The organism is Streptomyces nitrosporeus, assembly GCF_008704555.1.
GTDB classification, from domain to species: Bacteria; Actinomycetota; Actinomycetes; order Streptomycetales; family Streptomycetaceae; genus Streptomyces; species Streptomyces nitrosporeus.
In genome coordinates this window covers 4,880,773-4,903,200 of record NZ_CP023702.1, presented here as the reverse complement: position 1 = coordinate 4,903,200, position 22,428 = coordinate 4,880,773, and the positions used below count along the sequence as shown (strand labels likewise).

Annotated in this window: 25 protein-coding genes and 1 tRNA gene; 9 read left to right on the top strand and 17 right to left on the bottom strand. The window is 71.1% G+C overall.

The annotated features are described in order from the left end of the window. Positions 1-85 precede the first annotated feature (85 nt). The 3 genes from CP967_RS21725 to CP967_RS21715 all read left to right on the top strand — a co-directional run bounded on the left by CP967_RS21725 (position 86) and on the right by CP967_RS21715 (position 1,554). Positions 86-745 (top strand): HNH endonuclease signature motif containing protein, encoded by a 660-nt coding sequence (locus CP967_RS21725; protein WP_150489571.1) that lies wholly within the window; start codon positions 86-88, stop codon positions 743-745. Then, positions 742-1,431, top strand: coding sequence for an HNH endonuclease (locus tag CP967_RS21720; RefSeq protein WP_150489570.1), 690 nt, complete (start codon positions 742-744; stop codon positions 1,429-1,431). The genes CP967_RS21725 and CP967_RS21720 overlap by 4 nt, the downstream gene beginning before the upstream one ends. A gap of 48 nt (positions 1,432-1,479) precedes the next feature. Further along, positions 1,480-1,554: transfer RNA gene (locus tag CP967_RS21715), tRNA-Leu, on the top strand. Positions 1,555-1,603: 49 nt separating this feature from the next. Here the strand turns inward: CP967_RS21715 and rdgB are convergent. The 4 genes from rdgB to CP967_RS21695 all read right to left on the bottom strand — a co-directional run bounded on the left by rdgB (position 1,604) and on the right by CP967_RS21695 (position 3,928). Beyond that, entirely contained in the window at positions 1,604-2,206 is a 603-nt protein-coding gene (gene rdgB, locus CP967_RS21710; RefSeq protein WP_150489569.1) for an RdgB/HAM1 family non-canonical purine NTP pyrophosphatase, read from the bottom strand. 20 nt (positions 2,207-2,226) lie between these two features. After that, complete coding sequence (locus tag CP967_RS21705) at positions 2,227-2,616, bottom strand: hypothetical protein (protein ID WP_150489568.1); 390 nt, start codon at positions 2,614-2,616, stop codon at positions 2,227-2,229. Positions 2,617-2,718: 102 nt separating this feature from the next. Continuing rightward, positions 2,719-3,456: a ribonuclease PH gene (gene rph / locus CP967_RS21700; protein ID WP_150489567.1), complete on the bottom strand. Its 738-nt coding sequence runs from the start codon at positions 3,454-3,456 to the stop codon at positions 2,719-2,721. 196 nt (positions 3,457-3,652) lie between these two features. Further along, entirely contained in the window at positions 3,653-3,928 is a 276-nt protein-coding gene (locus CP967_RS21695; protein ID WP_268253022.1) for a PTS sugar transporter subunit IIB, read from the bottom strand. Positions 3,929-4,095: 167 nt separating this feature from the next. Here CP967_RS21695 and CP967_RS21690 point away from each other — a divergent pair, with 167 nt between their 5' ends. After that, positions 4,096-5,352 carry a PTS transporter subunit EIIC gene (locus CP967_RS21690; RefSeq protein ID WP_150489565.1) on the top strand — a complete coding sequence of 419 codons (1,257 nt, stop codon included), beginning with the start codon at positions 4,096-4,098 and terminating at the stop codon, positions 5,350-5,352. A 68-nt stretch (positions 5,353-5,420) separates the two neighbouring features. Here CP967_RS21690 and CP967_RS21685 read toward each other — a convergent pair whose 3' ends face one another. Next, positions 5,421-6,173 carry an MBL fold metallo-hydrolase gene (locus tag CP967_RS21685; protein ID WP_150489564.1) on the bottom strand — a complete coding sequence of 251 codons (753 nt, stop codon included), beginning with the start codon at positions 6,171-6,173 and terminating at the stop codon, positions 5,421-5,423. 172 nt (positions 6,174-6,345) lie between these two features. Here CP967_RS21685 and CP967_RS21680 point away from each other — a divergent pair, with 172 nt between their 5' ends. After that, complete coding sequence (locus CP967_RS21680) at positions 6,346-6,834, top strand: type II toxin-antitoxin system PemK/MazF family toxin (protein ID WP_150489563.1); 489 nt, start codon at positions 6,346-6,348, stop codon at positions 6,832-6,834. Positions 6,835-7,081: 247 nt separating this feature from the next. On the opposite strand, the gene CP967_RS21675 is transcribed toward CP967_RS21680, so the two are convergent. The 7 genes from CP967_RS21675 to clpS all read right to left on the bottom strand — a co-directional run bounded on the left by CP967_RS21675 (position 7,082) and on the right by clpS (position 11,913). Beyond that, positions 7,082-8,032 (bottom strand): PLP-dependent cysteine synthase family protein, encoded by a 951-nt coding sequence (locus CP967_RS21675; protein ID WP_150489562.1) that lies wholly within the window; start codon positions 8,030-8,032, stop codon positions 7,082-7,084. Further along, complete coding sequence (locus CP967_RS21670) at positions 8,032-8,310, bottom strand: MoaD/ThiS family protein (protein WP_150489561.1); 279 nt, start codon at positions 8,308-8,310, stop codon at positions 8,032-8,034. The genes CP967_RS21675 and CP967_RS21670 overlap by 1 nt, the downstream gene beginning before the upstream one ends. 115 nt (positions 8,311-8,425) lie before the next feature. Continuing rightward, positions 8,426-8,539, bottom strand: a complete 114-nt coding sequence (locus CP967_RS35250; protein WP_341874673.1) for a putative leader peptide — start codon at positions 8,537-8,539, stop codon at positions 8,426-8,428. A 142-nt stretch (positions 8,540-8,681) separates the two neighbouring features. Next, positions 8,682-9,116: a M67 family metallopeptidase gene (locus tag CP967_RS21660; protein ID WP_150489559.1), complete on the bottom strand. Its 435-nt coding sequence runs from the start codon at positions 9,114-9,116 to the stop codon at positions 8,682-8,684. A gap of 99 nt (positions 9,117-9,215) precedes the next feature. After that, positions 9,216-10,652 (bottom strand): amino acid permease, encoded by a 1,437-nt coding sequence (locus tag CP967_RS21655; RefSeq protein WP_150489558.1) that lies wholly within the window; start codon positions 10,650-10,652, stop codon positions 9,216-9,218. 299 nt (positions 10,653-10,951) lie between these two features. Beyond that, complete coding sequence (locus CP967_RS21650; RefSeq protein ID WP_150489557.1) at positions 10,952-11,539, bottom strand: DUF2017 domain-containing protein; 588 nt, start codon at positions 11,537-11,539, stop codon at positions 10,952-10,954. A 56-nt stretch (positions 11,540-11,595) separates the two neighbouring features. Beyond that, positions 11,596-11,913: an ATP-dependent Clp protease adapter ClpS gene (clpS, locus tag CP967_RS21645; protein WP_150489556.1), complete on the bottom strand. Its 318-nt coding sequence runs from the start codon at positions 11,911-11,913 to the stop codon at positions 11,596-11,598. 79 nt (positions 11,914-11,992) lie between these two features. Between clpS and CP967_RS21640 the strand changes: the two genes are divergently transcribed. Continuing rightward, a complete protein-coding gene (locus tag CP967_RS21640) occupies positions 11,993-13,321 on the top strand; it encodes a nicotinate phosphoribosyltransferase (RefSeq protein WP_150489555.1) in 1,329 nt (442 codons plus the stop codon). A 213-nt stretch (positions 13,322-13,534) separates the two neighbouring features. Further along, a complete protein-coding gene (locus CP967_RS21635) occupies positions 13,535-14,119 on the top strand; it encodes an isochorismatase family protein (protein ID WP_150489554.1) in 585 nt (194 codons plus the stop codon). 37 nt (positions 14,120-14,156) lie between these two features. Here CP967_RS21635 and CP967_RS21630 read toward each other — a convergent pair whose 3' ends face one another. Both CP967_RS21630 and CP967_RS21625 read right to left on the bottom strand, forming a co-directional pair. Next, the gene (locus CP967_RS21630) at positions 14,157-14,504 is read right to left on the bottom strand and encodes a hypothetical protein (RefSeq protein WP_150489553.1); all 348 of its coding nucleotides are present in this window, start codon (positions 14,502-14,504) and stop codon (positions 14,157-14,159) included. A 122-nt stretch (positions 14,505-14,626) separates the two neighbouring features. Continuing rightward, complete coding sequence (locus CP967_RS21625) at positions 14,627-17,026, bottom strand: immune inhibitor A domain-containing protein (RefSeq protein ID WP_150489552.1); 2,400 nt, start codon at positions 17,024-17,026, stop codon at positions 14,627-14,629. A 381-nt stretch (positions 17,027-17,407) separates the two neighbouring features. Between CP967_RS21625 and CP967_RS21620 the strand changes: the two genes are divergently transcribed. After that, on the top strand, positions 17,408-17,695 hold the full coding sequence (locus CP967_RS21620) for a hypothetical protein (protein ID WP_150489551.1): 288 nt from the start codon (positions 17,408-17,410) through the stop codon (positions 17,693-17,695). A 100-nt stretch (positions 17,696-17,795) separates the two neighbouring features. Here the strand turns inward: CP967_RS21620 and CP967_RS21615 are convergent, their stop codons facing one another. After that, on the bottom strand, positions 17,796-18,455 hold the full coding sequence (locus tag CP967_RS21615) for an RDD family protein (protein ID WP_150489550.1): 660 nt from the start codon (positions 18,453-18,455) through the stop codon (positions 17,796-17,798). A 129-nt stretch (positions 18,456-18,584) separates the two neighbouring features. After that, entirely contained in the window at positions 18,585-20,123 is a 1,539-nt protein-coding gene (locus tag CP967_RS21610) for an RDD family protein (protein ID WP_150489549.1), read from the bottom strand. Between the two features lie 416 nt (positions 20,124-20,539). Here CP967_RS21610 and CP967_RS21605 point away from each other — a divergent pair, with 416 nt between their 5' ends. Then, positions 20,540-21,016 (top strand): SsgA family sporulation/cell division regulator, encoded by a 477-nt coding sequence (locus CP967_RS21605; protein WP_150489548.1) that lies wholly within the window; start codon positions 20,540-20,542, stop codon positions 21,014-21,016. Positions 21,017-21,054: 38 nt separating this feature from the next. Here the strand turns inward: CP967_RS21605 and CP967_RS21600 are convergent, their stop codons facing one another. Then, positions 21,055-22,422: an FAD-binding oxidoreductase gene (locus tag CP967_RS21600; protein ID WP_150489547.1), complete on the bottom strand. Its 1,368-nt coding sequence runs from the start codon at positions 22,420-22,422 to the stop codon at positions 21,055-21,057. Positions 22,423-22,428 lie beyond the last annotated feature (6 nt).

The window sequence follows — 22,428 nt, the reverse complement described above, 5'->3', positions numbered from 1 at the left end:
TCATCGCATTCCGGACGTGACCGTCCGCTCAACGGTTCGTTGCTCCGTACGAGGCCGCGCACGCACGGCCGGGGATGGAGGGAACGTGCCGGCGAGTCCGTACACACGCGAACGCCTCACAGCGGCGGCTGCGTCATCACGAACACTGTCCGAAGCCCTGGGCAGGCTCGGGGTGGATCCGAAGAGCTCGTCACGCCGTTATCTCCTCGCGCGCATGCGGAGACTCGGCGTGGACACCCGCCACTTCGAGAGAGAAGGCGCGCGATGGACGAAGGAGGTCCTCCAAGCGGCGGTCACGTCCTCGTCCAGCATGTGTGACGTACTGCGCCGACTCGGCCTCGAGGTCGTGGGGGGCCAGCACACCCACATCAGTCGGCGCGTGAGGGCTCTGGGCATCGACACATCGCACTTCACCGCACCGTCAAGGAAGGGAGAGGTACGTTGCCGACGTCCGGAGGAACTGCTCGTCAACCGGAGTGGAACCCTTGCCCGACGTATATCCGGTGAGCGGCTCAAGCGAGCCATGATCTCCATGGGCTGCGCCGAACGCTGTGCCCTGTGCGGTACAGATCCGACGTGGCGGGGCCGGCCCCTGCCACTCGAAGTCGATCACATCAACGGCGACTGGCAGGACAACCGGCTACGAAACCTGCGGCTGCTCTGCCCCAACTGCCATTCGACGACCGACACCTACCGAGGCCGTGGAAAAAGGCGTCGCGACCCGGTATGCGGCGAGGAGCGATGACCGCCGCCAGCCGTTACACACGGGAACGACTGGCCGAGGCGGCGATGAGATGCGCCGACATCCAGGAAGTCGTCACCTTCCTGGGCGTCCGCCCCTACAGCCAGCTCCGCCGTTACCTGTTCAGGCGCTTCGAGCACTACGGGATCGATGTCTCCCACTTTCCTCGCCGCGTCCACCCCAGCGCCAGGGAACGGCCCTCCCCCGCAGAGCTGAGCGAAGCTGTCGCCGCTGCCGTTTCTATCGCCGACGCCCTCCGCCGACTGGGCCGTCCGGACAACACGAGTCAGCGGAGCCGCCTGCGCGAGTGGGTCGCCGAGGACGGACTCACCACTTCACACTTCCTGGGTCAAGGCCATCAGCGAGGACAGGCCGGGAACACCGCACCCAAGACCGCTGTACAACTCCTGGTCAAGCACGATGGCGGACGCCGTACGAGGACAGCGCTGCTACGCCGCGCGCTGCGGGAGACCGGCGTCCCGGAAGAGTGCGCCGAGTGCGGGACCGGCGCGGTCTGGCTGGACAAGCCCATGACCTTGGAAGTGGATCACATCAACGGGGACTGGAGTGACGACCGCAGGGAGAATCTCCGCCTGCTGTGTCCGAACTGCCACTCTGTCACCGCTACCTGGTGCAGGGGCGGCAAGAAACACGGGGTTCCTGGTCCGCGCGACGGAGCCTCTTCCTGACACCTGCTGCCCCTGCTGTGCGGAGGGCAGTAAGCTGAGGACTGCTACGCGCCCGTACGCCAACTGGTGAGCGGCGATCTTTAGGTGGTCGTGTTTGTGTCGGTTCGAATCCGACCGGGCGCACTGTCCCTGATGCCTGGCCCTCCACACCGGACGGCCAGGCATCAATGCGTCAGCCCACCAGCTCCCGCACCACCGGCACCAGCGCCCGGAACGCCTTGCCGCGGTGGCTGATGGCGTTCTTCTCCGCGGGGGAGAGTTCCGCACAGGTCCGGTCCTCGCCGTCCGGCTGGAGGATCGGGTCGTAGCCGAAGCCGTGGGTGCCGGCCGGGGCCTGGCGCAGGGTGCCTTCGAGGCGGCCCTCGACCACGCGTTCCGTGCCGTCGGGGAGGGCCAGGGCCGCGGCGCAGGCGAAGTAGGCCCCGCGGTGGGGGTCGGAGATGTCGCCGAGCTGGGCCAGGAGCAGGTTCAGGTTGGCGGTGTCGTCGCCGTGGGTGCCGGACCAGCGGGCCGAGAAGATGCCGGGGGCCCCGCCGAGCACGTCGACGCAGAGGCCGGAGTCGTCGGCGATGGCGGGGTGGCCGGTGGCCCGGGCCAGGGCGTGCGCCTTGAGCAGGGCGTTCTCGGCGAAGGTGACGCCGGTTTCCCTGACGTCGGGGATCTCGGGGTACGCGTCCGCGCCGACGAGGTCGTGGGTGAGGCCGGCGTCGGCGAGGATCGCGTGGAGTTCGGTGATTTTCCCGGCGTTGCGGGTGGCGAGGATCAGGCGGGTCATGTCCTGATTATCGCCGGGTCTCAGGGGCTGCAGACCTTGCCGATCTCGGTGGCGGCGTCGGTGACCGGGGCGATGTCGGGGGTGGCGTCGCCGTTCTCGATGGCTTCCCGGACGTTGGTGACACCGGCCTGGAGGTCGTCGACGGCCTTGGAGAGGTCCGCGTCGTCCGTGGTGTCGCCGAGGTTGCCCAGTTCCTTGTCGATCCGGTCGAGGGATTCGGACGCCTGCGTCGGGTCGTTCGAGGCGTTGGACACGGCCTGCTGGAGGTTGTCGACGCTGGTGGCGATGGCGTCCGCGGTGCGGACGCAGTCCAGGGCCTTCTCCACGCCGGCGCAGCCCGCGGCCGCGGTGAGCGTCAGCAGGACGGCGGTGGCGGCGAGTGCGGTGCGTCGGTGGCGGCGCGCGGCCATGGTGTGGTTCCTCCCCCGGGCGGATACATGGACGGGGCGCACGGTTCGACCCGTGCGCCCGTACCCGTAACAACGCGGCACACCGTGCGGGTGGTTCCCTCTTTACCCGGCGGTTGTGCGGGCGAGTGCGGCTTCCTGGAGCTTGGCCAGGTCGGTGCAGCCGGCGGTGGCGAGGTCGAGGAGGGCGTTCAGCTCGGCCCGGTCGAAGGGTTCGGCCTCGGCGGTGCCCTGGACCTCGACGAAGCGGCCGTCGCCGGTGCAGACGACGTTCATGTCGGTCTCGGCGCGGACGTCCTCCTCGTAGCAGAGGTCGAGGAGGGGGGTGCCGTCGACGATGCCGACGCTGACCGCGGCGACCGTGCCGGTGAGCGGCTTGCGGTTGGCCTTGACGATCTTCTTGCCCTGGGCCCAGGCGACGGCGTCGGCGAGGGCGACGTAGGCGCCGGTGATGGCGGCGGTGCGGGTGCCGCCGTCGGCCTGGAGGACGTCGCAGTCCAGGACGATGGTGTTCTCGCCGAGGGCCTTGTAGTCGATCACCGCGCGCAGGGAGCGGCCGATGAGGCGGCTGATCTCGTGGGTGCGGCCGCCGATCTTGCCGCGCACGGATTCGCGGTCGCCGCGGGTGTTGGTGGAGCGGGGGAGCATGGAGTACTCGGCGGTGACCCAGCCTTCTCCGCTGCCCTTGCGCCAGCGCGGGACGCCTTCGGTGACGGAGGCGGTGCAGAAGACCTTGGTGTCGCCGAAGGAGATGAGTACGGAGCCCTCGGCGTGCTTGCTCCATCCGCGTTCGATGGTGACGGGGCGGAGCTGTTCGGGGGTGCGGCCGTCGATTCGAGACATGGCGCGAGCCTACCGGCCGGCGGGGGCGGGTCCGTTCGGGTGGGACGCGGGCCCCGGGCCCGTCCGCGTGGGGCGGCGGGAGCGCGGGGCCTGCGGGGTGGGCGCGGACCGGGCAGGACGCGGACCGGGGCGGACGCGGGCCGGGCACGGACCGGGGCGGACGCGGACCGGGTCAGCGGGTCAGCGGGTCAGCGGGTCACATCATGTCTTCGATGTCGGCGGCGATGGGGTCGGCGTCGGTGCCGATGACCACCTGGATGGCGTTGCCCATCTTGACGACGCCGTGGGCGCCGGCGGCCTTGAGCGCGGCTTCGTCGACCTTGCCGGGGTCGTGGACCTCGGTGCGGAGGCGGGTGATGCAGCCTTCGATCTCGTCGATGTTCTCGATGCCTCCGAGTCCGGCGACGATCTTCTCAGCCTTGGTGGCCATGGGTTCTCCCTGGTTCTTCGGTGCGTGGGCGGGCCCCCGCAAGTCCGTTTCGTCACGGTAACGCACGGTTGGCCCAACTTCGCGGGCGGGTGCTCCCGGGGTCCCGAAGGATGACGATCACCACGCCCCGTGCCCTGTGCGCGGACGGCATCCGTCCGGCGGCCGGTTCGCGGCGGCTGTCAGATCCGATGTGTCCCGGGAGGAAGCCGATGAGTGCGACCGCGACGGCGGAACCGCGCCGCAAGTGGTGGAACGGCCCGGTCCAGGGCCTTCAGAAGGTGGGCCGCAGCCTTCAGCTGCCCGTGGCGGTGCTGCCCGCGGCCGGTCTGCTCGTCAGCCTGGGCAACCTCTTCGACTCGTATCTGCACGGCGCTTTCTGGGACAAGACGTCCAAGGTCCTGCTCAACGGCGGCAACGCCATCCTGGACGGCACCGTGGGGCTTCCGCTGTTGTTCTGCATCGGTGTGGCGATCGGTTTCGCCAGGAAGGCCGACGGCTCGACCGCGCTCGCGGCGGTCGTCGGCTTCCTCGTGTACCGGGGTGTGCTGGCGGCGTTCCCGGTGGACGGCACGGTGACCGAGGCGGTGCCGGACGGTGAGCCGCAGAACCCGGGGGTGCTGGGCGGCATCCTGATCGGCCTGCTGACCGCCGTGGTGTGGCAGCGCTACCACCGTACGAAGCTGGTGGACTGGCTGGGGTTCTTCAACGGGCGCCGCCTGGTGCCGATCCTGATGGCGTTCCTGTGCGTGGTCCTGGGTGTGGCGTTCGGTCTGCTGTGGCAGCCGGTCGGGGACGCGCTGACCTGGTTCTCCAAGCAGCTGATCGATCTGGGCGCGTGGGGCGCGGCCATCTTCGGCTTCGCGAACCGGTTGTTGATCCCGATCGGTATGCACCAGTTCCTGAACACGTTCTTCTGGTTCCAGGCGGGCGAGTACACCGGAGGCGACGGGACCGTCCAGGGTGACATCTCGCGGTTCTTCGCCGGGGACCCGTCGGCCGGCCAGTTCACCTCGGGGTTCTTCCCGATCATGATGTTCGGTCTGCCCGCGGCGGCGCTGGCGATCGCGCACACCGCACGGCCGGAGCGGCGCAAGGAGGTCGGCGGGCTGATGCTGTCGGTGGCGCTGACGTCCTTCGTGACGGGTGTGACCGAGCCCCTGGAGTTCTCGTTCATGTTCGTCGCGCCGCTGCTGTACGGGGTGCACGCGGTGCTCACGGGTGTCTCGATGGGCGTGACCTGGGCGCTCGGTGTGCACGCGGGGTTCAGTTTCTCGGCGGGTCTGATCGACTACGTCGTCAACTGGCATCTGGACACCAAGCCGTGGCTGGTCGTTCCGATCGGCCTGTGCTTCGCGGTGGTGTACTACGTGGTCTTCCGGTTCGCGATCACCAGGTTCGACCTTCCCACTCCGGGGCGTGAGCCCGAGGAGGAGGAGAAGGAGACCGAGCGGAACCTGACGAAGTAGCGGTGGCCGCCGGCCGGGGGCTCCTCCACGGGAGCCCCCGGTTCGTGCGCGCCCCGCGCCTTTGCGTCCTACACCTCGTACACGGCGCCGGGGGCGGCCAGCTCGACCGGGCCGTCGTAGACGGCGCGGGCGTCGGCGCGGTTGCGTTCGGCGTCGGTCCACGGGGGGATGTGGGTGAGGACCAGCCGGCCCGCTCCGGCGCGTGCGGCGTACTCGCCGGCTTCGCGGCCGTTGAGGTGGAGGTCCGGGATGTCCTCCTTGCCGTGGACGAACGACGCTTCGCAGAGGAACAGGTCGGTTCCTTCCGCGAGTTCGTCCAGGGCCTCGCAGACTCCGGTGTCCCCGGAGTACGTGAGGGTGCGGCCGTTGTGCTCGATGCGGATGCCGAAGGTCTCGACGGGGTGGCTGACCTGTTCCGTACGGACGGAGAAGGGGCCGATCTCGAACGATCCGGACTTCAGGGTGCGGAAGTCGAAGACCTCGCTCATCGCGTGCTCGGACGGGGTGTCCGCGTGGGCGGTGGTCAGCCGCTGTTCGGTGCCCTCGGGTCCGTAGACCGGGATCGGGGCGGGGCGTCCGCCGTCGAAGCGGTAGTAGCGCACGACGAAGTACGCGCACATGTCGATGCAGTGATCGGCGTGGAGGTGGCTGAGGAAGATGGCGTCGAGGTCGTAGAGACCCGCGTGGCGCTGCAGCTCGCCGAGGGCGCCGTTGCCCATGTCGAGGAGCAGCCTGAAGCCGTCGGCCTCTACGAGGTAGCTCGAGCAGGCCGAACCCGCGGACGGGAAGGAGCCGGAGCAGCCGACGACGGTGAGCTTCATGGGGCGTGAACCTCCGTGACGTGGGAACGGGGAGGGTTCGTGCGGTCCGTCGAGAGTAAGGGTCCGTACGACCCCTCGCGCCTCTGCGGCCTGCCGTTGTGGGGGAACTCACCTGTGCTGTCACCGGTTCGATGGAAGACGGGGTGGTGCGGGCCGCCGGTACGGTCGGGGGATGAACACGTGGTGGTGGGTGGCGCTGGCCGCCGTTGTCCTGCTGGCTCTGGCCGCTTCGGTTTCCGACGGGTGGGGGCGGAGCGGCCGTGGGCCGCGGGGCCGCCGGCCGGGTGGGCCGCGGCGTCCGCGGGGGCGGGTGCCGGAGCGGACGGTTCCGCCGTCCGGGGGGCGCGGGGGCCCCGGGCCGCGGCCCGGGGAGATCTGGTGGGCGGACGTGCCGTACGAGGACGGGCCGGGGTCGAAGGACCGGCCGTGTCTGGTGCTGTCGGTGCGGGGCGGCACGGCGGTGGTCGTCAAGATCACCAGTAAGCACCACGCGGAGCGGCCGGGGGTGATCGCGTTGCCGGCCGGTGCGGTGGGGGACGCGCGGGGGCGTGCGAGTTTCCTGGAGACGGACGAGTTGCGGGACGTCCCTGTGGCGGGGTTCCGCCGGAGGGTCGGTGAGGTGGGGTCCGAGGTGTGGGGCCGGGTGCGGGGTCTGGGCTGACGGCCCGCCGGCCGCCAAGTACGCGGGGCCCGGGGCGGGGGCGGGCACCGGGCACGCACGGGAGGGCGGCGGGCACCGGGCACGTGCGGGAGGCCGGGGCGGGGGCGGGCACCGGGCACGCGGGGTCCGGGGCGGGTACGCGGACGCGGGCGGGCCCGGCCGGTGGGGCGCGTTCGGGGCGCCGCACCGGGCCGGGCCCGGGTGTGTCCGTCCGGCCGGAGGCCGCCGGTCCGTCAGCCGCGGGCCGTCAGGCCCAGAGCTGGCCCTGCAGGGTCTCGATGGCGGCTTCGGTGGTCGGGGCGGTGTAGACGCCCGTCGACAGGTACTTCCAGCCGCCGTCGGCGACGACGAAGACGATGTCGGCCGTCTCACCGGCCTTGACCGCTTTCTGTCCGACGCCGATCGCCGCGTGGAGGGCGGCTCCGGTGGAGACGCCCGCGAAGATGCCTTCCTGCTGGAGCAGTTCGCGGGTGCGGGTGACCGCGTCGGCGGAGCCCACCGAGAAGCGGGTGGTGAGCACGGTCTCGTCGTAGAGCTCCGGTACGAAGCCCTCGTCGAGGTTGCGGAGTCCGTAGACGAGGTCGTCGTAGCGCGGTTCCGCCGCCACGATCCTGATGTCCGGCTTGTGCTCGCGCAGGTAGCGGCCGACGCCCATGAGGGTGCCGGTGGTGCCGAGGCCCGCGACGAAGTGGGTGATGGAGGGGAGGTCGGTGAGGATCTCCGGGCCGGTGGTGGCGTAGTGGGCACCGGCGTTGTCGGGGTTGCCGTACTGGTAGAGCATCACCCAGTCCGGGTGCTCGGCCGAGAGCTCCTTGGCGACGCGGACGGCGGTGTTGGATCCGCCCGCCGCCGGGGAGGAGATGATCTCGGCGCCCCACATGGTGAGCAGGTCGCGCCGTTCCTGGGAGGTGTTCTCCGGCATGACGCACACGATGCGGTAGCCCTTGAGCCTGGCCGCCATGGCGAGGGAGATGCCGGTGTTGCCGCTGGTGGGTTCGAGGATCGTGCAGCCCGGGGTGAGGCGGCCGTCCTTCTCCGCCTGCTCGACCATGTGGAGCGCGGGGCGGTCCTTGACCGAGCCGGTGGGGTTGCGGTCCTCCAGTTTGGCCCAGACGCGGACGTCCTCGGACGGGGACAGCCGGGGCAGCCGCACCAGGGGGGTGTTGCCCACGGCCGCCAGCGGGGAGTCGTACCGCATCAGCGCATGCCGCCGGCGACGGCCGGGAGGATGGTGACGTTGTCGCCGTCGCTGAGTTTGGTGGAGATGCCGTCGAGGAAGCGGACGTCCTCGTCGTTGAGGTAGACGTTCACGAAGCGGCGGAGCTTGTCGCCCTCGACGATGCGCTCGCGGATGCCGGTGTGGCGGCTCTCCAGGTCGGTGAAGAGGTCGGCGAGGGTCTCCCCGTTGCCTTCGACCGCCTTGGCGCCGTCGGTGTAGGTGCGGAGGATGGTCGGGATGCGGACCTCGATGGCCATGGCGTGGGCTCCTGTCGGAAACGGGGAGTGTGGCGTGGGGCGCGCGTTTGTGTGCCCCCGCGCAGGGGTGGGGCGTACGTGTGTGGGGCTCGGAACGCGGCTCAGGCCGTGCGGTTCACGGGCATGCGGAGACGGGACACATCGCGCTGGACAACCTGCACAGGTCGACGTGCAGCCGCGCGACGAGCAGCATGCCCGGCGTCTTTTCGCTCACGTCATGGAGAACCATGCGCTCATCGTATCGATTCCCGTACGGGAACCCGGAGTGTGATCCCGCATGGCGGACGGTCCGCGTCCAGTATGCGGGCATGGGTAGGGTGGCGGGTGGGGGCGGACGCCCGTGCGGCGCAGGGGTCCGCCCCTCGGGCGGGTCAGGCCGTCGGCGGGTGGGCCTCGACGACCTGGACCTCTTCCTCGGTGATCTCGCCGTCCACGATGCGGTACGAGCGGAACTGGAAGGGGCCCGCGTCGTCGGCGTCGGCGGTGGAGACCAGTACGTAGTGGGCGCCGGGCTCGTTGGCGTAGGAGACGTCGGTGCGGGAGGGGTATGCCTCGGTCGCCGTGTGGGAGTGGTAGATGATCACCGGCTCCTCGTCACGGTCGTCCATCTCGCGGTAGAGCTTCAGCAGGTCGGTCGAGTCGAACTCGTAGAAGGTGGGTGAGCGTGCGGCGTTGAGCATCGGGATGAAGCGTTCGGCGCGGCCCGTTCCGGCCGGACCCGCGACCACGCCGCACGCCTCGTCGGGGTGGTCGGCTCGGGAGTGCTCCACGATCCGGTCGTACAGCTCCTGGGTGATGGTCAGCATGGCGCCAGGATAAGCAGACGGGCCCTCCCGTACCGAGGGGTGGTACGGGAGGGCCCGGATCCTGGACACAGCCCTTTCGCGGGGCCGGTCCGGGCGGGTTCAGCGGCGCTTGGCGAAGGACGGGCTGCCGGGGTTGCGGGCCTTGAGCACGAGGTAGGAGACGCCGAGGACCAGGGCCCACAGCGGGGCGCAGTACAGCGAGATCCTGGTGTCCTCGTCGATGGCCATCATGAAGACCACCAGGCCGATGAAGGAGAGGGCGAACCAGGAGGTGAAGGGTGCGCCGGGGGCCCTGAAGGAGGACTGCGGGAGTTCGCCGCGGTCGGCGCGGGCCCGGTAGCGGATCTGGCTGACGAGGATCATGATCCAGGCCCACATGCCGGAGATGGTGGCGAAGGAGACGACGTAGTTGAAGGCGTCGCCGGGCCACTGGTAGTTGATCCAGACGCCGACGAGCATCAGGGCGGCGGAGAAGGTGGTGCCGACGAGCGGCAGGCCGTTCCCCGTCAGCCGGGTGAAGAGCTTCGGGCCCTGTCCGTTGAGCGCGAGGTCGCGCAGCATCCGGCCGGTGGAGTACATGCCGGAGTTGCAGGAGGAGAGCGCGGCGGTCAGCACGACGAAGTTGACGATCGCGGCCCCGACCCCGAGGCCCATCTCCTCGAAGGCGGCGACGAAGGGCGAGACGCCCGGGGTGAAGGTGCTCCAGGGGACCACCGAGAGGATCATGATCAGCGCGCCGACGTAGAAGACGGCGATGCGCCAGGGGACGGTGTTGATCGCCTTGGGCAGGACGGTCCTGGGGTCCTTGGACTCGCCCGCGGTGACGCCGACCAGTTCGACGGCGAGGAAGGCGAACATCACGATCTGCAGGGTCATCAGGGTGCCGCCGATGCCCTCGGGGAAGAAGCCTCCGTCGTTCCACAGATTGGCGACGGTGGCGGTGTCACCGGCGTCGGAGAAGCCGAGGGTGAGGACGCCCGCACAGATGAGGATCATGCCGACGATGGCGGTGACCTTCACCATCGAGAACCAGAACTCGAGTTCTCCGAAGACCTTCACCGAGATGAGGTTGGCGCCGTACAGGATGACGGTGAACACGAGGGCGGACAGCCATTGCGGGATGTCCCACCAGTACGTCATGTAGAGGGCCGCCGCGGTGACTTCGGTGATGCCCGTGACAACCCAGAAAAGCCAGTAGGTCCAGCCGGTGACGAATCCGAAGAAGGGGCCGATGAATTCGCGCGCGTACTCCGAGAAGGACCCGGAGACCGGGCGGTACATGAGGAGTTCGCCGAGGGCCCGCATGATGAAGAAGATGACCAGGCCCGCGACGGCGTACGCCAGGATGAGGCTGGGTCCCGCCCGGTCGATGGCCTTGCCGGCACCGAGGAAGAGTCCGGTGCCGATGGCGCCGCCGATGGCGATCATCTGGATCTGCCGGGCTCCCAGGCCGCGCTGGTAGCCCTCCGCCGATCTGCCGGACTCCCGGCCCTTCGGGTCGTCCGCCTGTCCTTCGTCCACCTGCGCCGATGTCATGGTGTGCGCCTTTCTCCACGCCGATCCGCGCCCTCGCAGGCGTCGGATCAGGTCCTGATCCCCCCGGATATGGATGGAGTGCCGCCGGCGTTCGGCCGGCCTGTGGCGACCCCGGGGACAGGGGTGGCGTCCCCGGCGGTCGTGAAGATCTATCACGAGTGCCCCGGGGAACCGTCGGACATTCTGTGGCGCACACCACAGGAAAAAGCGGACAAGAGGCGTCCGGTGCGGCAAAGGAGGCTGTTCGGGTGACGCGATCGTTATTCGGATTTGAGTGCCCGTTGAGCGAACGTCCGATGTCAGTCGGGCATCAGCGTTTCGATGAGTGTTTCCTGGAGCGCGCCGAGCCAGAGATAGGCCATCACCATGGGTTTACGGGGGTCGCTGTCAGGCAGCCGGTAGAGCGATCCGTCCTGCCCCTCGTCCTCCTCGTCGACCTCCAGCCGGGTGCCGATGGTCAGCCGCAGGTCGTTGAGGGCGCCGAGCCAGTGCCGGCACTCCCCGGCGTCGAGGGTGAGCACCGCGCCGCCGTCGCCGGCGGGCGTGAGGGTGTCCAGGGTGCGTACGACGACGAGCGCGTCCTCGCGCTTGCGGCCGCGCAGGTCCCGCTCGGTGAAGCGGCGGAACTCGGAGGACGCCTCCCGCAGTTCCTCGTCCTCGTTGCTGTAGGCGTCGGGGAAGAGCCGGGCCAGGGCCGGGTCGGCGGGCGGTTCGCTGGGGCCTTCGGCGAAGAGGGCGGCGAGCGGGTCCTCGCCCTCGGCCGGCTCGTCGCCGGGCCCGATCAGTTCCAGCAGCTGGACGGCGAGGGAGCGCAGGATGGCGATCTCCACCTCGTCGAGCGCGACGGCGGCGCCGCCGCCGGGGGTGGCCTCGAAGTGGCCGGCCATGGATTCTCCGATGAGTGGGTCGGGCGGTGCGGGGAGGGGCCTGGGGCGGCGGTGCGTCAGTTGCGGTCCTGGGTCAGCGTGGCCCAGAGGCCGTAGCCGTGCATGGCCTGGACGTCGCGTTCCATCTCCTCCCGGCTTCCGCTGGAGACGACGGCGCGGCCCTTCTGGTGGACGTCCAGCATGAGTTTGTGCGCCTTGTCCTTGGAGTAGCCGAAGTAGGCCTGGAAGACATACGTCACATAGCTCATGAGGTTGACCGGGTCGTTGTGCACCAGCGTCACCCACGGGACGTCGGGCTCGGGGACGACGAAGGTCTCCTCGGCCGATTCGGGACGTTCGATCTCTACGGGGGAAGCAACGCTCACCTGTCCCATGCTGCCACCCGGGCAGGGCTCGCGCATAAACGGCGGCCCCATCTCGTCACTTTGACGAATAGGGGGTAGAGTCGCCGGCATGAACTCAGCGGACCTTGGGCGACGGGTCGGTGTGCCGTCGACCGCGCTCTTCACCGACCAGTACGAGCTCACGATGGTGCAGGCCGCACTGAAGGCCGGCACCGCCGACCGGCGCTCCGTCTTCGAGGCGTTCACCCGGCGGCTGCCCGAGGGCAGGCGCTACGGCGTCGTCGCGGGCACCGGGCGGGTGCTGGACGCGGTGGAGAACTTCCACTTCGACGACGAGATGCTCGGCTTCCTGCGCGACCAGCGCGTCGTGGACGCGGCGACCGTCGACTGGCTGGCCGACTACCGCTTCAGCGGTGACATCTGGGGCTACCCGGAGGGCGAGGTGTACTTCCCGGGCTCGCCGCTGCTGCGGGTCGAGGGCTCCTTCGCCGAGTGCGTGCTGCTGGAGACGGTGATCCTCTCCATCCTCAACCACGACTCGGCGATCGCCGCCGCGGCGTCCCGGATGTCCGCCGCCGCGGGCGGGCGCCGGCTGATCGAGATGGGCGCGCGCCGCACCCACGAGCTGTCGGCGGTGGCCGCGGCCCGTGCCGCGTACGTCGGCGGTTTCCACACCACCTCGGACCTGGCGGCGGGCTTCCGCTACAACATCCCCACCGTCGGCACCAGTGCGCACGCCTTCACCCTGCTGCACGACAGCGAGCGGGACGCCTTCCGGGCGCAGGTGGAGTCGCTGGGGCGGGGCACCTCGCTGCTGGTGGACACCTACGACGTGACCGAGGCGGTACGGACGGCGGTGGAGGTCGCCGGGCCCGAGCTCGGTGCCGTACGCATCGACTCCGGTGACCTGCTGCTGGTCGCGCACCGGGTGCGGCAGCAGCTGGACGAGCTGGGTGCCACCGAGACGAAGATCGTGGTGACCTCCGACCTCGACGAGTACGCGATCGCCTCGCTGGCCGCCGCCCCGGTGGACACGTACGGGGTGGGGACGCAGCTGGTGACCGGGAGCGGGCACCCGACGTGCTCGATGGTCTACAAGCTGGTGGCCCGCGCGGAGTCCGCCGATCCGGCCGCCCCGCTGCTGCCCGTGGTCAAGAAGTCGCTGGGCGCGAAGTCGTCGCGGGGCGGCCGCAAGTGGGCGGCGCGCAGGCTGGACGGGCACGGGGTGGCCGAGGCCGAGGTGATCGGCACCGGGGAGGTCCCGGCGGAGCTGGCGGCGGAGCAGTTGCAGGTGGAGCTGGTCAGGGGCGGCCGGGTGGTCGCCCGGGAGCCGCTGGAGGCGGCGAGGGAGCGGCACATCGCGGCCCGGACCGGGCTGCCGATGTCGGCGATCCAGCTGTCGCGGGGCGAGCCGGTGATCCCGACCGAGTACGTATGAGGTCCGGGCGGGGACGGGCGGCGGGGCGCCCCTGCGGGCCGCGGCCCGCAGGGCGGGGTCCGGCGGGGGCCGCCCGCCGGGAGCGGCCGTGCGGGCCGGGCCCGCGGACCGTGCCGATTCCCCCCGCCGCGCTGATTCTCTAGGCTCGGCGGGGGCCCCCGGCCCCGCCGGTCCGCCGGTATTCCGCCCGTCCCCCACCGAAGGACATCTGTCATGCATCGCGCCTTGATCGTCGTCGACGTTCAGAACGACTTCTGCGAGGGCGGGAGCCTCGCGGTGGCGGGTGGTGCCGATGTCGCCGCCGCCATCACCGACCTGATCGGTGAGGCCCGGCCCGGCTACCGCCATGTGGTGGCCACCCGGGACCACCACATCGACCCGGGCGGGCACTTCTCGGACAGCCCTGACTTCGAGCACTCGTGGCCGGCGCACTGCGTCGCGGGCACGGAGGGGGTGGGCTTCCACCCGAACTTCGCTCCCGCCGTGGCCTCCGGCGCCATCGACACCGTCTTCGACAAGGGGGCGTACGCCGCCGCCTACAGCGGCTTCGAAGGGGTGGACGAGAACGGCACCGGGCTCGCCCAGTGGCTCCGGGACCGGTCCGTCACCGCCGTCGACGTCGTCGGGATCGCCACCGACCACTGTGTGCGGGCCACCGCGCTGGACGCGGCCCGTGAGGGCTTCGCCACCTGTGTACTGCTGGACCTGACCGCCGGGGTGGCTCCGAAGACGACCGAGCGGGCCCTGGAGGAGCTGCGGGCCGCGGGCGTGGACCTGTCCGGCACCCCGGTCGTCTGAACCCCTGAGGCGGGCGTACGGGCCCGCTCCGAGCCGCTCAGGCGGCCGGCCGGGCGGGTCCCGCGTACCCCGTGGGCCCGAGCAGCGCCCGGATCGGGTGCCAGAGCTCCTGCCCGGCCTGGGGCGCCGTCCGCCACAGCAGCCCGTCGGGGTGGTGCAGCACCGCCGTGATCTCGTCCGGCGTGGGGGGCTGGCTGTTGCCCCTGAGGTAGACCGCGCGCAGCCCCAGGTTGCGCAGCCTGGTCAGGGCGCGTGCCCGGTTCACGGCGTGCACCAGCACCCGTACCGGGGCGTCGGGGCACCCTGAGCCCTCCGGCGGGCGGCTCAGGGTGAGCGCCACCACCACCGTGCCGTCCGGCAATCTGCAGAAACCTCCGCCTGCCATGCTCAGCACTCCCCCGTGAGACATCGCGTCAATAAGGATCGGTCAAGACGCACCTAAACACGATCGGCCGCCGCCCGCTAGGGGGCGACGGCCGATCATGATCTGACCTGCGGTTTCACCGGTTACTTGGCCGAGGGTCCGACCTTCACGGTGATCGTCGAGCCGCTGAGCGGCTCGCTGACGATCGAGATCCGGGTGTTGGTGTCAGAGACCTTGACGCTTCCGGTCGGGTTCTCCTCGTACCAGTAGGTGCCCTTGCGGTCGTCGAAGACCGGCACGCCCAGCGAGGGCTTGATCTTCAGCGGCACGTCGGCGTTGTGCAGCGTGAAGCCCTTGTTCGGGTACCAGCTGAACGGCGCGTCGAACGGCTGGATCTTGTTGCGCAGGACCGTGCCGTCCTTCCACTTCAGCGGCTTCGCGTGCGAGTCCACCGGCAGGATCAGGCCCCGGCCGTGGTGCTGCGAGGTGTTGTTGTCCTTCTGGGAGGTGTCCCAGAGCCACACCATCAGGCCGTTCTGGTACGAGTAGTGCTCGACCCAGTCGGGGCGCGTGGTGGAGAAGCCGAAGTTGTACGGGCCGACCTCGAGGGTCTTGTCGTACGAGACGTACTGGCGGTTCTCCGCGATGTAGTACTGCGGGTAGTCGTTGGTGAACGACGCCCCGATACGCGAGAAGCCCTTGGCGGTCCAGCCGTTGTCGTCGCCCTCGGCACCGTCGGTGAAGAGCGCGGCGCCGTCGGCGGTGACGGTGAGGGCGTCGGCGGTGAAGCCCTTGCCGCCCGCGCCGCCGTCCGTCTGGTAGCGGAAGCGGAGGTCGATCTTCTTGCCCGCGTAGGCGTCCAGCGGGAACGACAGCTTCTTGTACGTACCGGAGACGCCGGTCAGGGCCGGCTTGTCGCTGGCGTCGCGCGGGATGGCCTTGCCGTCCGCCGTGCCGTCCAGCGCGGTCCAGGAGGCGCCGCCGTTGTCCGAGACCTCGGTGTAGAGGTAGTCGTAGTCGGCCTCGATGTCGTACCAGCCGGACAGGTCCAGCGAGGCGGACGCCTTGCCGGTCAGGTCGACCGGGCGGGACAGGGTGTTCGACAGGTCGTCACCCATGTCGCTCCACCACTGCCCGGTGCCCTCGGCGGGCTCGGTGACCTCGGTGGTGACGGTCTTCTTCGGCAGCTCGACGACGAGCGCCTGCTTGTCCTTGGTGTTGTACTCCGCGACACCCAGCTTGTGCGTCGACTTCGTGGCGGCCTTGGCCGTGTCGTAGTCGAGCCAGCCGAGCTGGAGCTTGTCCCAGGCGGTCATGTCGCCGGGCAGGTTGCCGATCTGGCCGTCACCGGTGCCGAGCCAGGAACCGGCCGACATCAGCGACCAGAAGCCGACCGAGTTCTCGCCGCCCCCGGAGGTGTCGTAGAGGTCCGGGAGGCCGAGGTCGTGGGCGTACTCGTGGGCGAAGACGCCCAGGCCGCCGTTCTCGGGCTGCGCGGTGTAGTCGCCGACCCAGATGCCGGTGTCACCGATCTCGGCGCCACCGGCCTTGTTGCCCGCGGGGCCCGTCGCGCCGGCGTCCGTGCCGTAGGCGTACCAGCGGTGCGCCCAGATCGCGTCGGTCCCCTCGACACCGCCGCCCGCCGACTCGTCCTCGCCGGCGTGGACCAGCTGGAAGTGGTCGATGTAGCCGTCGGGCTCGTTGAAGTCGCCGTCGCCGTCGAAGTCGTAGCGGTCCCACTGGTCGTACTGCGCCAGGTCGGCCTTGATCTGCTCCAGCGTGCGGCCCTTGGCCTTCTGGTCGGCGACCCAGGCGTTGACGCCGTCGCGGACCGCGTCCCAGACGTTGGCGCAGTTGGTCGAACCGCAGTAGTTGGAGCCGTAACGGGCCTCGTTGTACGGGACCTTGACCCAGTCGGAGACCTCGCCGTCGACCGAGTAGCGCCCGGAGGACGTCTTCTCGTAGTAGGTCTTCAGCGACTCCTTGCCCTTGCCCTCACCGAAGTAGAGGTCCTGGAAGTGCTCCTGGCTGTAGTCGGCCTGCCAGGCGGTGCTGTTGTCCTTCTTCGGGTCCGGCTTCGCTATCTCGTTGTGCTGGGGGCCGGGCGTGCCGCCGTACTTCTTGACGGGCGGCTTCGGGCCGTCGCCGTCCGGGTCGAACATCGTGGTGTCGTCGACCTGGTCGCCGAACTCCACGAGGATGGTGAAGATCTTGTCGGTCTTCTCCCGGCCGAGCTCGACGTACTTGCTCTTGCCCAGCTTGACGACCTTGGAGCCGCCGCGGGCCGTCACCTTCTTGTCGCCGGACAGCACCTGCTCCAGCGCGGCCTGGCGCCGCTCGTCCTGCTCCTTGCTGAAGGGGCCTTCCAGGTCGTGCTCGTGCGCCTTCTCCGGCGCGGGGTCGTGCCGGTCGACGACCGCGGCGCCGGAACCCGGCGTCCTGTCGTCCGCCTGCGCGGTGGCGAAGGCCGAAGCGGTGGCGGCGGTGGCTGCCAGCGCCACGGCCACCGCGGTGGCGCGAAGCGCCCTTCTCTGATTGCTCACTTGATGCAGTCCTCCCCGGCGTGCGCGGTCTGCGGCCAGGGGGGTGAAGAGCGGCCGCGCGCGTCAACGCGTCACAAGTGACGACATTCGATCGGAGTTGCGCGAGAAAAGACAGGTCTTGACTTGAACAGGCCAACTGCACTATGCGGGGGCCGTTTTCCGCTATCCGGACACCTGCCCCGGCGGGCCCCTGCCCGACCGGCGCGTCACGCCGCCCCGCCACGGTCCGCGTGACTCCGTGCGCCCCCCGTGCACCGGCTCCCCGGGTAAGAGTCACGCATACCGGGCGTCTGTGACGGGCATCCACCGTCGTAGAGTCGATCGGCAGTGCGAAAGCGCCGGGAGACCGCCCCGAAACGACACCCGAGGACGGACACCGTCATGCCGCGACTGACCGCCGCCCAGCTCTCCTACGGTTCGGCCACCGTCATCCTCTCGGCCCTCGCCATGCTCCTGCTGTCCGGCGTGGAGTCCGGGGCGGGTGTGGCCGTCATCGGGACCGCCGCCCTGGCGCTCGGGGTGCTGGTGGCCGTGACGGTGCCGGGACGGGCCGAAGCCGCTCCGAGGACCGCGGCCCCCGCCCTCACCGGCGCACTGCCCGAAACCCCGCGCGGGGACGGGGAGAGCACCCGCCGGGCACGCGTGGACGAGCACTCGCTGCGCCGCTGAACCGGGGACCGGACCGCCGGGGCCGGGCGGGAGCGGGCGCCCGGCGGACGCCCCGCCGGACACCGCGGGCACCCGGCCGCCGGACACCGCGGGCACCCCGTCAGCGGACACTGACGACGACGGTCTTGCCCGCCTTGTCCTGGAGCCCCTGCCGGTAGGGCTTGTCCGTGAACATCATCACGATGTTGATCAGCCACCACAGGCACGGGCAGCACAGCAGCGCGGGCAGCCAGAGCACCACGGCTCTCATCAGCGCGGAGCTGGTGTCGGGCACCGACCCGTCGTTGAGCATCGCCACCCGCATCTTCAGCAGCCGCTTGCCGGGGGTCCGGCCGTCCTTGTGCGTGAAGTACGTGTCGTAGGCGACGTACACCACCAGGCCGATCAGCGACCAGACCAGCTGGTGCCCGGTGTAGGAGTTGCCGACCGCGTTGCCGAAGTCCTCGCCGTCCTCGGAGGAGACGTCGACCGCCCCGCCGAAGGGCAGCGAGATCAGGTAGAGCGGGATCGAGATGATCAGGAAGTCGATCAGCCGCGCCAGGATCCGCTTGCCCGGTTCGGCGAGCGGCGGCATGCCGGCCAGCGGATCGGCCCCGCCGTAAGGGCCCCCGCCGCCGTACGGACCCGGGTCGTACGGCGGCGGGGGCGGTGCGCTGCCGTAGGGCGAGCCACCCTGCGGGGGCGGGGGGCCCTGCGGCGGCCGCTTGGCGAAGGGATCGTCGTCCTCGGGGGGCCCGCCGGGCGGCGGTTCGTTGCTCATGGGGGCAGTGCACCCCGGGCCCGAAAGCCCCGCAACGCATCAGGTCCCTTCGGGGGACGGCCCGTCAGCACACGGGCGTACACGGCCCGTCGGCGTGCCGCGCACCGGCGGCCGCGCCGGTGCGCCGGGTCAGCCCGCGACGAACGTACGGGCCGCCTTGTCGTGCCAGCACTGGCGCCAGGGGCGGTCGATCAGGCACCACAGCACGTTGACCACGCCCACGACGAGCAGCCCGAGCACCCCATACACCAGCCAGCGGCGGACCGCGGCCTTGAGACCGGGGGCGTCGTGGGACTCGATGTCGCGTACGTCGAGCCCGCAGAGCTTCTTGCCCAGGGTGCGGCCCCACTTGGCGGTGGGCAGGGCCTCCAGCAGGAAGCCCAGCACCAGGAAGGCGCCGATGACCGCGCCGAGCAGACCGGCCGTGGTGGAGTCCAGCAGCCAGACGGTGACCGTCTCTCCGGTCCGCTCGGCCGCCTCGATCTTCCGGTCGATGTGCTCCAGCGCCCGGGTCGCCAGCGGGAAACCGACCGCCCCGACCAGGGCCCCGAGCACCACCGAGTCCAGGATCCGGGCGGCCAGCCGCTTGCCGAGCCCGGCCGGCCGGGCGGACGCCTGGGCGCGGGCGAGCTGCTGGAAGGGGTCGTCGACGGGCGGCTTCCAGGGCGTGACCGGCTGCTGCTGCTCCTGCTGGGGCGAGGGCTGCCGCACCGGGACGGGACCGGCCTGCTGCGGGTGGACCGGCTGCTCGGGCCGGGCGAGCTGATGGACCTGCTGCGCCCAGGAGGCACCCTGACCTGCCACGGGGCCGAGGGGCTGGGGTGTGCCGGGAAGGGGCTGGGGGGCCACGGGCGGCCGCCCCTGGGCGGGCAGCGCGGGCCGGTGGGACGCCGCGGGCGGCTGTGCGGCGGGGGCGGGAGCCTGTGCGGGGGCCGGTGCCGCGGTGCCCGGGGGCCGGGTGTTCGCCGGAGCGTCCGGGCCGGGCCGGTGGGCCCGGATCGTCAGCGTGCCGTCGGCCGCCGCGGGACCCTCCTCACGCGTACGAGGAGCACGGGGGGCGCCGCCCCGCCCCACCGCGCGGATGGTCACCGTGCCGTCCTGGGCGTCACCCTCCCGCCCGCCGCCGTTCCGGTCCTCCCGTCCGCCCTCGCGCGGGCCGTCGTCCCCGCCGTCGCGCATCGCGGGCACCGCCCCGCCGGCCGGGCCCGCCGCGGCGGGCAGGCGCGGGTCGGCGGGCGCCTGGCCCGCGCCCTCCGCGGGGCCGCCCACGCGCGGGTCGGAGCCCGCCCCGCCCCAGGAGACACGGCGGTCGCGCTCACCGCCGAAGCCGGTCTGCCGGGAGGTGTCGGCCTGCCAGGCGGTAGCGGGTTCGGGGCGGCCGCCGGGCTCCGCCCGGTCCGGGGCGGCGCCGCCGTCCTCGTCCGCCTCGTCGAAGTAGACCGGTCCCGTCTCCTCCACCGGCGCGGGACGCCGGGCGGCCGGTGCGGGGACGGCCGGCTGCCCGGTGGCGGGCTGTGCGGGGGCCGTACCGCCCTGCGGGGCCGGCCGGCTCGTACCGGGGACCCACGAAGCGCCGTTCCAGTACCGGACGTAGCCGGGGATGGACGGGTCGGGGTAGTACCCCTCGCGGGGGCTTTCGTCACCGGGTGCCGGGGTTGGGGCGCTCATCACCGTGGTCCCGTATCTCTTCGAGGCCTCGGGCCGACCGCGGTTCCGTCGTGCCGGTCGGCCCCGATCCAAAGGGTTGTCCCGTGATCCGCGGCGGATCGGCGTGCGGCGCCGGACGCGATGCGCCGCAAGGCGGAGGGGTGTTCGCATACTGGATGTATGCGGACGTTACGGCAATGCCGCGAGGTGCCGTGGCTGTCGTCGTGCGCCCGCCGGGGATCTCGGGGTAACCCTAAGGGTCCACATTTATCAGACGTCCGCGCACGTCCGGGCCGGTCCTGCCGTTTGGACCACTTTCAGGGTCCGGTGAAGTTTTTCTGGGAAGTCGCGTCATGGCGGGCGGGGAGGGCGCTCTCCCCTTGTGCGGACCGGTCAGGGGACCGGTTCCTACGAGTACCGGAAGGTCGTGCACTCTCATGAACAACGTCGTGGAACGTGAGCTGGAAGTGAAGCTGGTCCTGTCACCCGAACGCTCGGTCCCCGTACCGGCCCGGCTCTCCTACCTCTCCGCCGACCCCTACGCCGTCCACATCACCTTCCACATCGGTTCGGACACGCCCGTGCACTGGACGTTCGCCCGGGAACTGCTGGTGGAGGGGGTCTTCCGGCCGTGCGGGCACGGGGACGTACGGATCTGGCCGACCAGGACCGGGAACCGCCAGGTCATCTGTGTCGCGCTCACCTCACCGGACGGCGACGCCCTGCTGGAGATGCCGTCGACCGCCGTCGCCGCCTGGACGGAGCGCACGCTGCGGGTGGTGCCGCCCGGCACGGAGAGCGCGCTGCTGGGGCTGGACGGCGCGCTCGCCGAGCTGCTCACCCCCCTGCCGGCCGACGACCTGTGGCTGGGCGACCCGTGGTCGTCCGACGAGAACCAGGACGGCGACGCCTGAGTGGGGCGCGACCGGAGTACGCGGCGGGCGGCGGCCGTTCAGAAGAGCTTGCCGGGGTTGAGGAGCCCCAGCGGGTCGAAGGCCGCCTTGACGCCGCGCTGCATCTCCAGCCCCACCTCGCCCAGTTCGCGGGCCAGCCACTCCTTCTTGAGTACGCCGACGCCGTGTTCACCGGTGATGGTGCCGCCGAGTTCCAGGCCGAGTGCCATGATCTCGTCGAAGGAGGCGCGGGCCCGCCGGGACTCGTCGGGGTCCTCGGGGTCGAAGCAGACGACGGGGTGGGTGTTGCCGTCACCGGCGTGGGCGCAGACACCGATGGTCAGACCGGACCTCTCGGCGATCGTGGCGGTGCCCTCCAGCATCGCGCCGAGCGCGGAACGGGGCACGCACACGTCGTCGATCATGGTGGCCGGCCTGACGGTCTCCAGCGCGGGGAGGGACATCCGGCGCGCCTGGAGCAGGAGTTCGGACTCGGCCGCGTCGTCCGCGGGCACGACCCCGCTCGCCCCGGCCTCGGTGCACAGCTCCCCGACGGCGGCGAGGTCGGCCGCGGCACCGGGGGTGTCGAAGGCGCAGAGCAGCAGGGCCTCGGTGGACTCGGGGAGGCCCATGGAGGTCATCCTGTTGACCGCCCGGACGGTGGTGCGGTCCATCAGTTCGAGGAGTGACGGGGTGTGGCCGCGTTCCATGATCCGGCAGACCGCGTCGCAGGCGGTGGCCGCGGAGGGGAACTCGGCGGCCAGGACCAGTTGCCGGGGCGGCCGGGGGCGCAGGGCCAGCACGGCCTTGACGACGATGCCGAGAGTGCCCTCGGAGCCGACGAAGAGCCGGGTGAGGTCGTATCCCGCGACGCCCTTGGCGGTGCGGCGCCCGGTCCTCAGCAGCCGCCCGTCCGCCAGCACGACCTCCAGTCCGAGCACGTACTCGGCGGTGACGCCGTACTTCACGCAGCACAGCCCGCCGGACGCGGTGCCGATGTTGCCGCCGATGGTGCACGTCTCCCAGCTGGAGGGGTCCGGCGGGTAGTACAGCCCGTGCTCGTCGACGGCCCGGGACAAGGCGGCGTTGACGACCCCCGGCTCGACGACGGCGACGCGGTCGACCGGGCTGATCTCCAGGATCCGGTCCATCTTCACCAGGGAGAGCACGATGCATCCGTCGACGGCGTTGGCCGCGCCCGACAGGCCGGTCCGCGCGCCCTGCGGCACCACGGGCACCCGTAGGGCGGTGGCGGTCCGCATGACGTGCTGGACCTCCTCGACCGTACGCGGCAGCACCACGACGGCCGGGGCCCCGGCCTCGCAGAAGCCCGCCATGTCGTGGGCGTAGGAGGCGGTGACGTCCGGGTCCACGATCAGGGCTTCGGCCGGGAGGCCCGAGAGCAGCTGTTCCACGAGTGCGTCCATGGCGCC

What these genes read in the sequence shown, in the direction of transcription:
- rph (WP_150489567.1), bottom strand. Translation starts at nt 3,456, where the DNA reads ATGTCTCGAATCGACGGCCGCACCCCCGAACAGCTCCGCCCCGTCACC.
- CP967_RS21670 (WP_150489561.1), bottom strand. Translation starts at nt 8,310, where the DNA reads ATGGCCATCGAGGTCCGCATCCCGACCATCCTCCGCACCTACACCGAC.
- CP967_RS21680 (WP_150489563.1), top strand. Translation starts at nt 6,346, where the DNA reads ATGAACACGTGGTGGTGGGTGGCGCTGGCCGCCGTTGTCCTGCTGGCT.
- CP967_RS35250 (WP_341874673.1), bottom strand. Translation starts at nt 8,539, where the DNA reads ATGGTTCTCCATGACGTGAGCGAAAAGACGCCGGGCATGCTGCTCGTC.
- CP967_RS21705 (WP_150489568.1), bottom strand. Translation starts at nt 2,616, where the DNA reads ATGGCCGCGCGCCGCCACCGACGCACCGCACTCGCCGCCACCGCCGTC.
- CP967_RS21690 (WP_150489565.1), top strand. Translation starts at nt 4,096, where the DNA reads ATGAGTGCGACCGCGACGGCGGAACCGCGCCGCAAGTGGTGGAACGGC.
- CP967_RS21630 (WP_150489553.1), bottom strand. Translation starts at nt 14,504, where the DNA reads ATGGCAGGCGGAGGTTTCTGCAGATTGCCGGACGGCACGGTGGTGGTG.
- CP967_RS21675 (WP_150489562.1), bottom strand. Translation starts at nt 8,032, where the DNA reads ATGCGGTACGACTCCCCGCTGGCGGCCGTGGGCAACACCCCCCTGGTG.
- CP967_RS21640 (WP_150489555.1), top strand. Translation starts at nt 11,993, where the DNA reads ATGAACTCAGCGGACCTTGGGCGACGGGTCGGTGTGCCGTCGACCGCG.
- CP967_RS21650 (WP_150489557.1), bottom strand. Translation starts at nt 11,539, where the DNA reads ATGGCCGGCCACTTCGAGGCCACCCCCGGCGGCGGCGCCGCCGTCGCG.
- clpS (WP_150489556.1), bottom strand. Translation starts at nt 11,913, where the DNA reads ATGGGACAGGTGAGCGTTGCTTCCCCCGTAGAGATCGAACGTCCCGAA.
- CP967_RS21660 (WP_150489559.1), bottom strand. Translation starts at nt 9,116, where the DNA reads ATGCTGACCATCACCCAGGAGCTGTACGACCGGATCGTGGAGCACTCC.
- CP967_RS21600 (WP_150489547.1), bottom strand. Translation starts at nt 22,422, where the DNA reads ATGGACGCACTCGTGGAACAGCTGCTCTCGGGCCTCCCGGCCGAAGCC.
- CP967_RS21605 (WP_150489548.1), top strand. Translation starts at nt 20,540, where the DNA reads ATGAACAACGTCGTGGAACGTGAGCTGGAAGTGAAGCTGGTCCTGTCA.
- CP967_RS21720 (WP_150489570.1), top strand. Translation starts at nt 742, where the DNA reads ATGACCGCCGCCAGCCGTTACACACGGGAACGACTGGCCGAGGCGGCG.
- CP967_RS21635 (WP_150489554.1), top strand. Translation starts at nt 13,535, where the DNA reads ATGCATCGCGCCTTGATCGTCGTCGACGTTCAGAACGACTTCTGCGAG.
- CP967_RS21655 (WP_150489558.1), bottom strand. Translation starts at nt 10,652, where the DNA reads ATGACATCGGCGCAGGTGGACGAAGGACAGGCGGACGACCCGAAGGGC.
- CP967_RS21610 (WP_150489549.1), bottom strand. Translation starts at nt 20,123, where the DNA reads ATGAGCGCCCCAACCCCGGCACCCGGTGACGAAAGCCCCCGCGAGGGG.
- CP967_RS21615 (WP_150489550.1), bottom strand. Translation starts at nt 18,455, where the DNA reads ATGAGCAACGAACCGCCGCCCGGCGGGCCCCCCGAGGACGACGATCCC.
- rdgB (WP_150489569.1), bottom strand. Translation starts at nt 2,206, where the DNA reads ATGACCCGCCTGATCCTCGCCACCCGCAACGCCGGGAAAATCACCGAA.
- CP967_RS21620 (WP_150489551.1), top strand. Translation starts at nt 17,408, where the DNA reads ATGCCGCGACTGACCGCCGCCCAGCTCTCCTACGGTTCGGCCACCGTC.
- CP967_RS21685 (WP_150489564.1), bottom strand. Translation starts at nt 6,173, where the DNA reads ATGAAGCTCACCGTCGTCGGCTGCTCCGGCTCCTTCCCGTCCGCGGGT.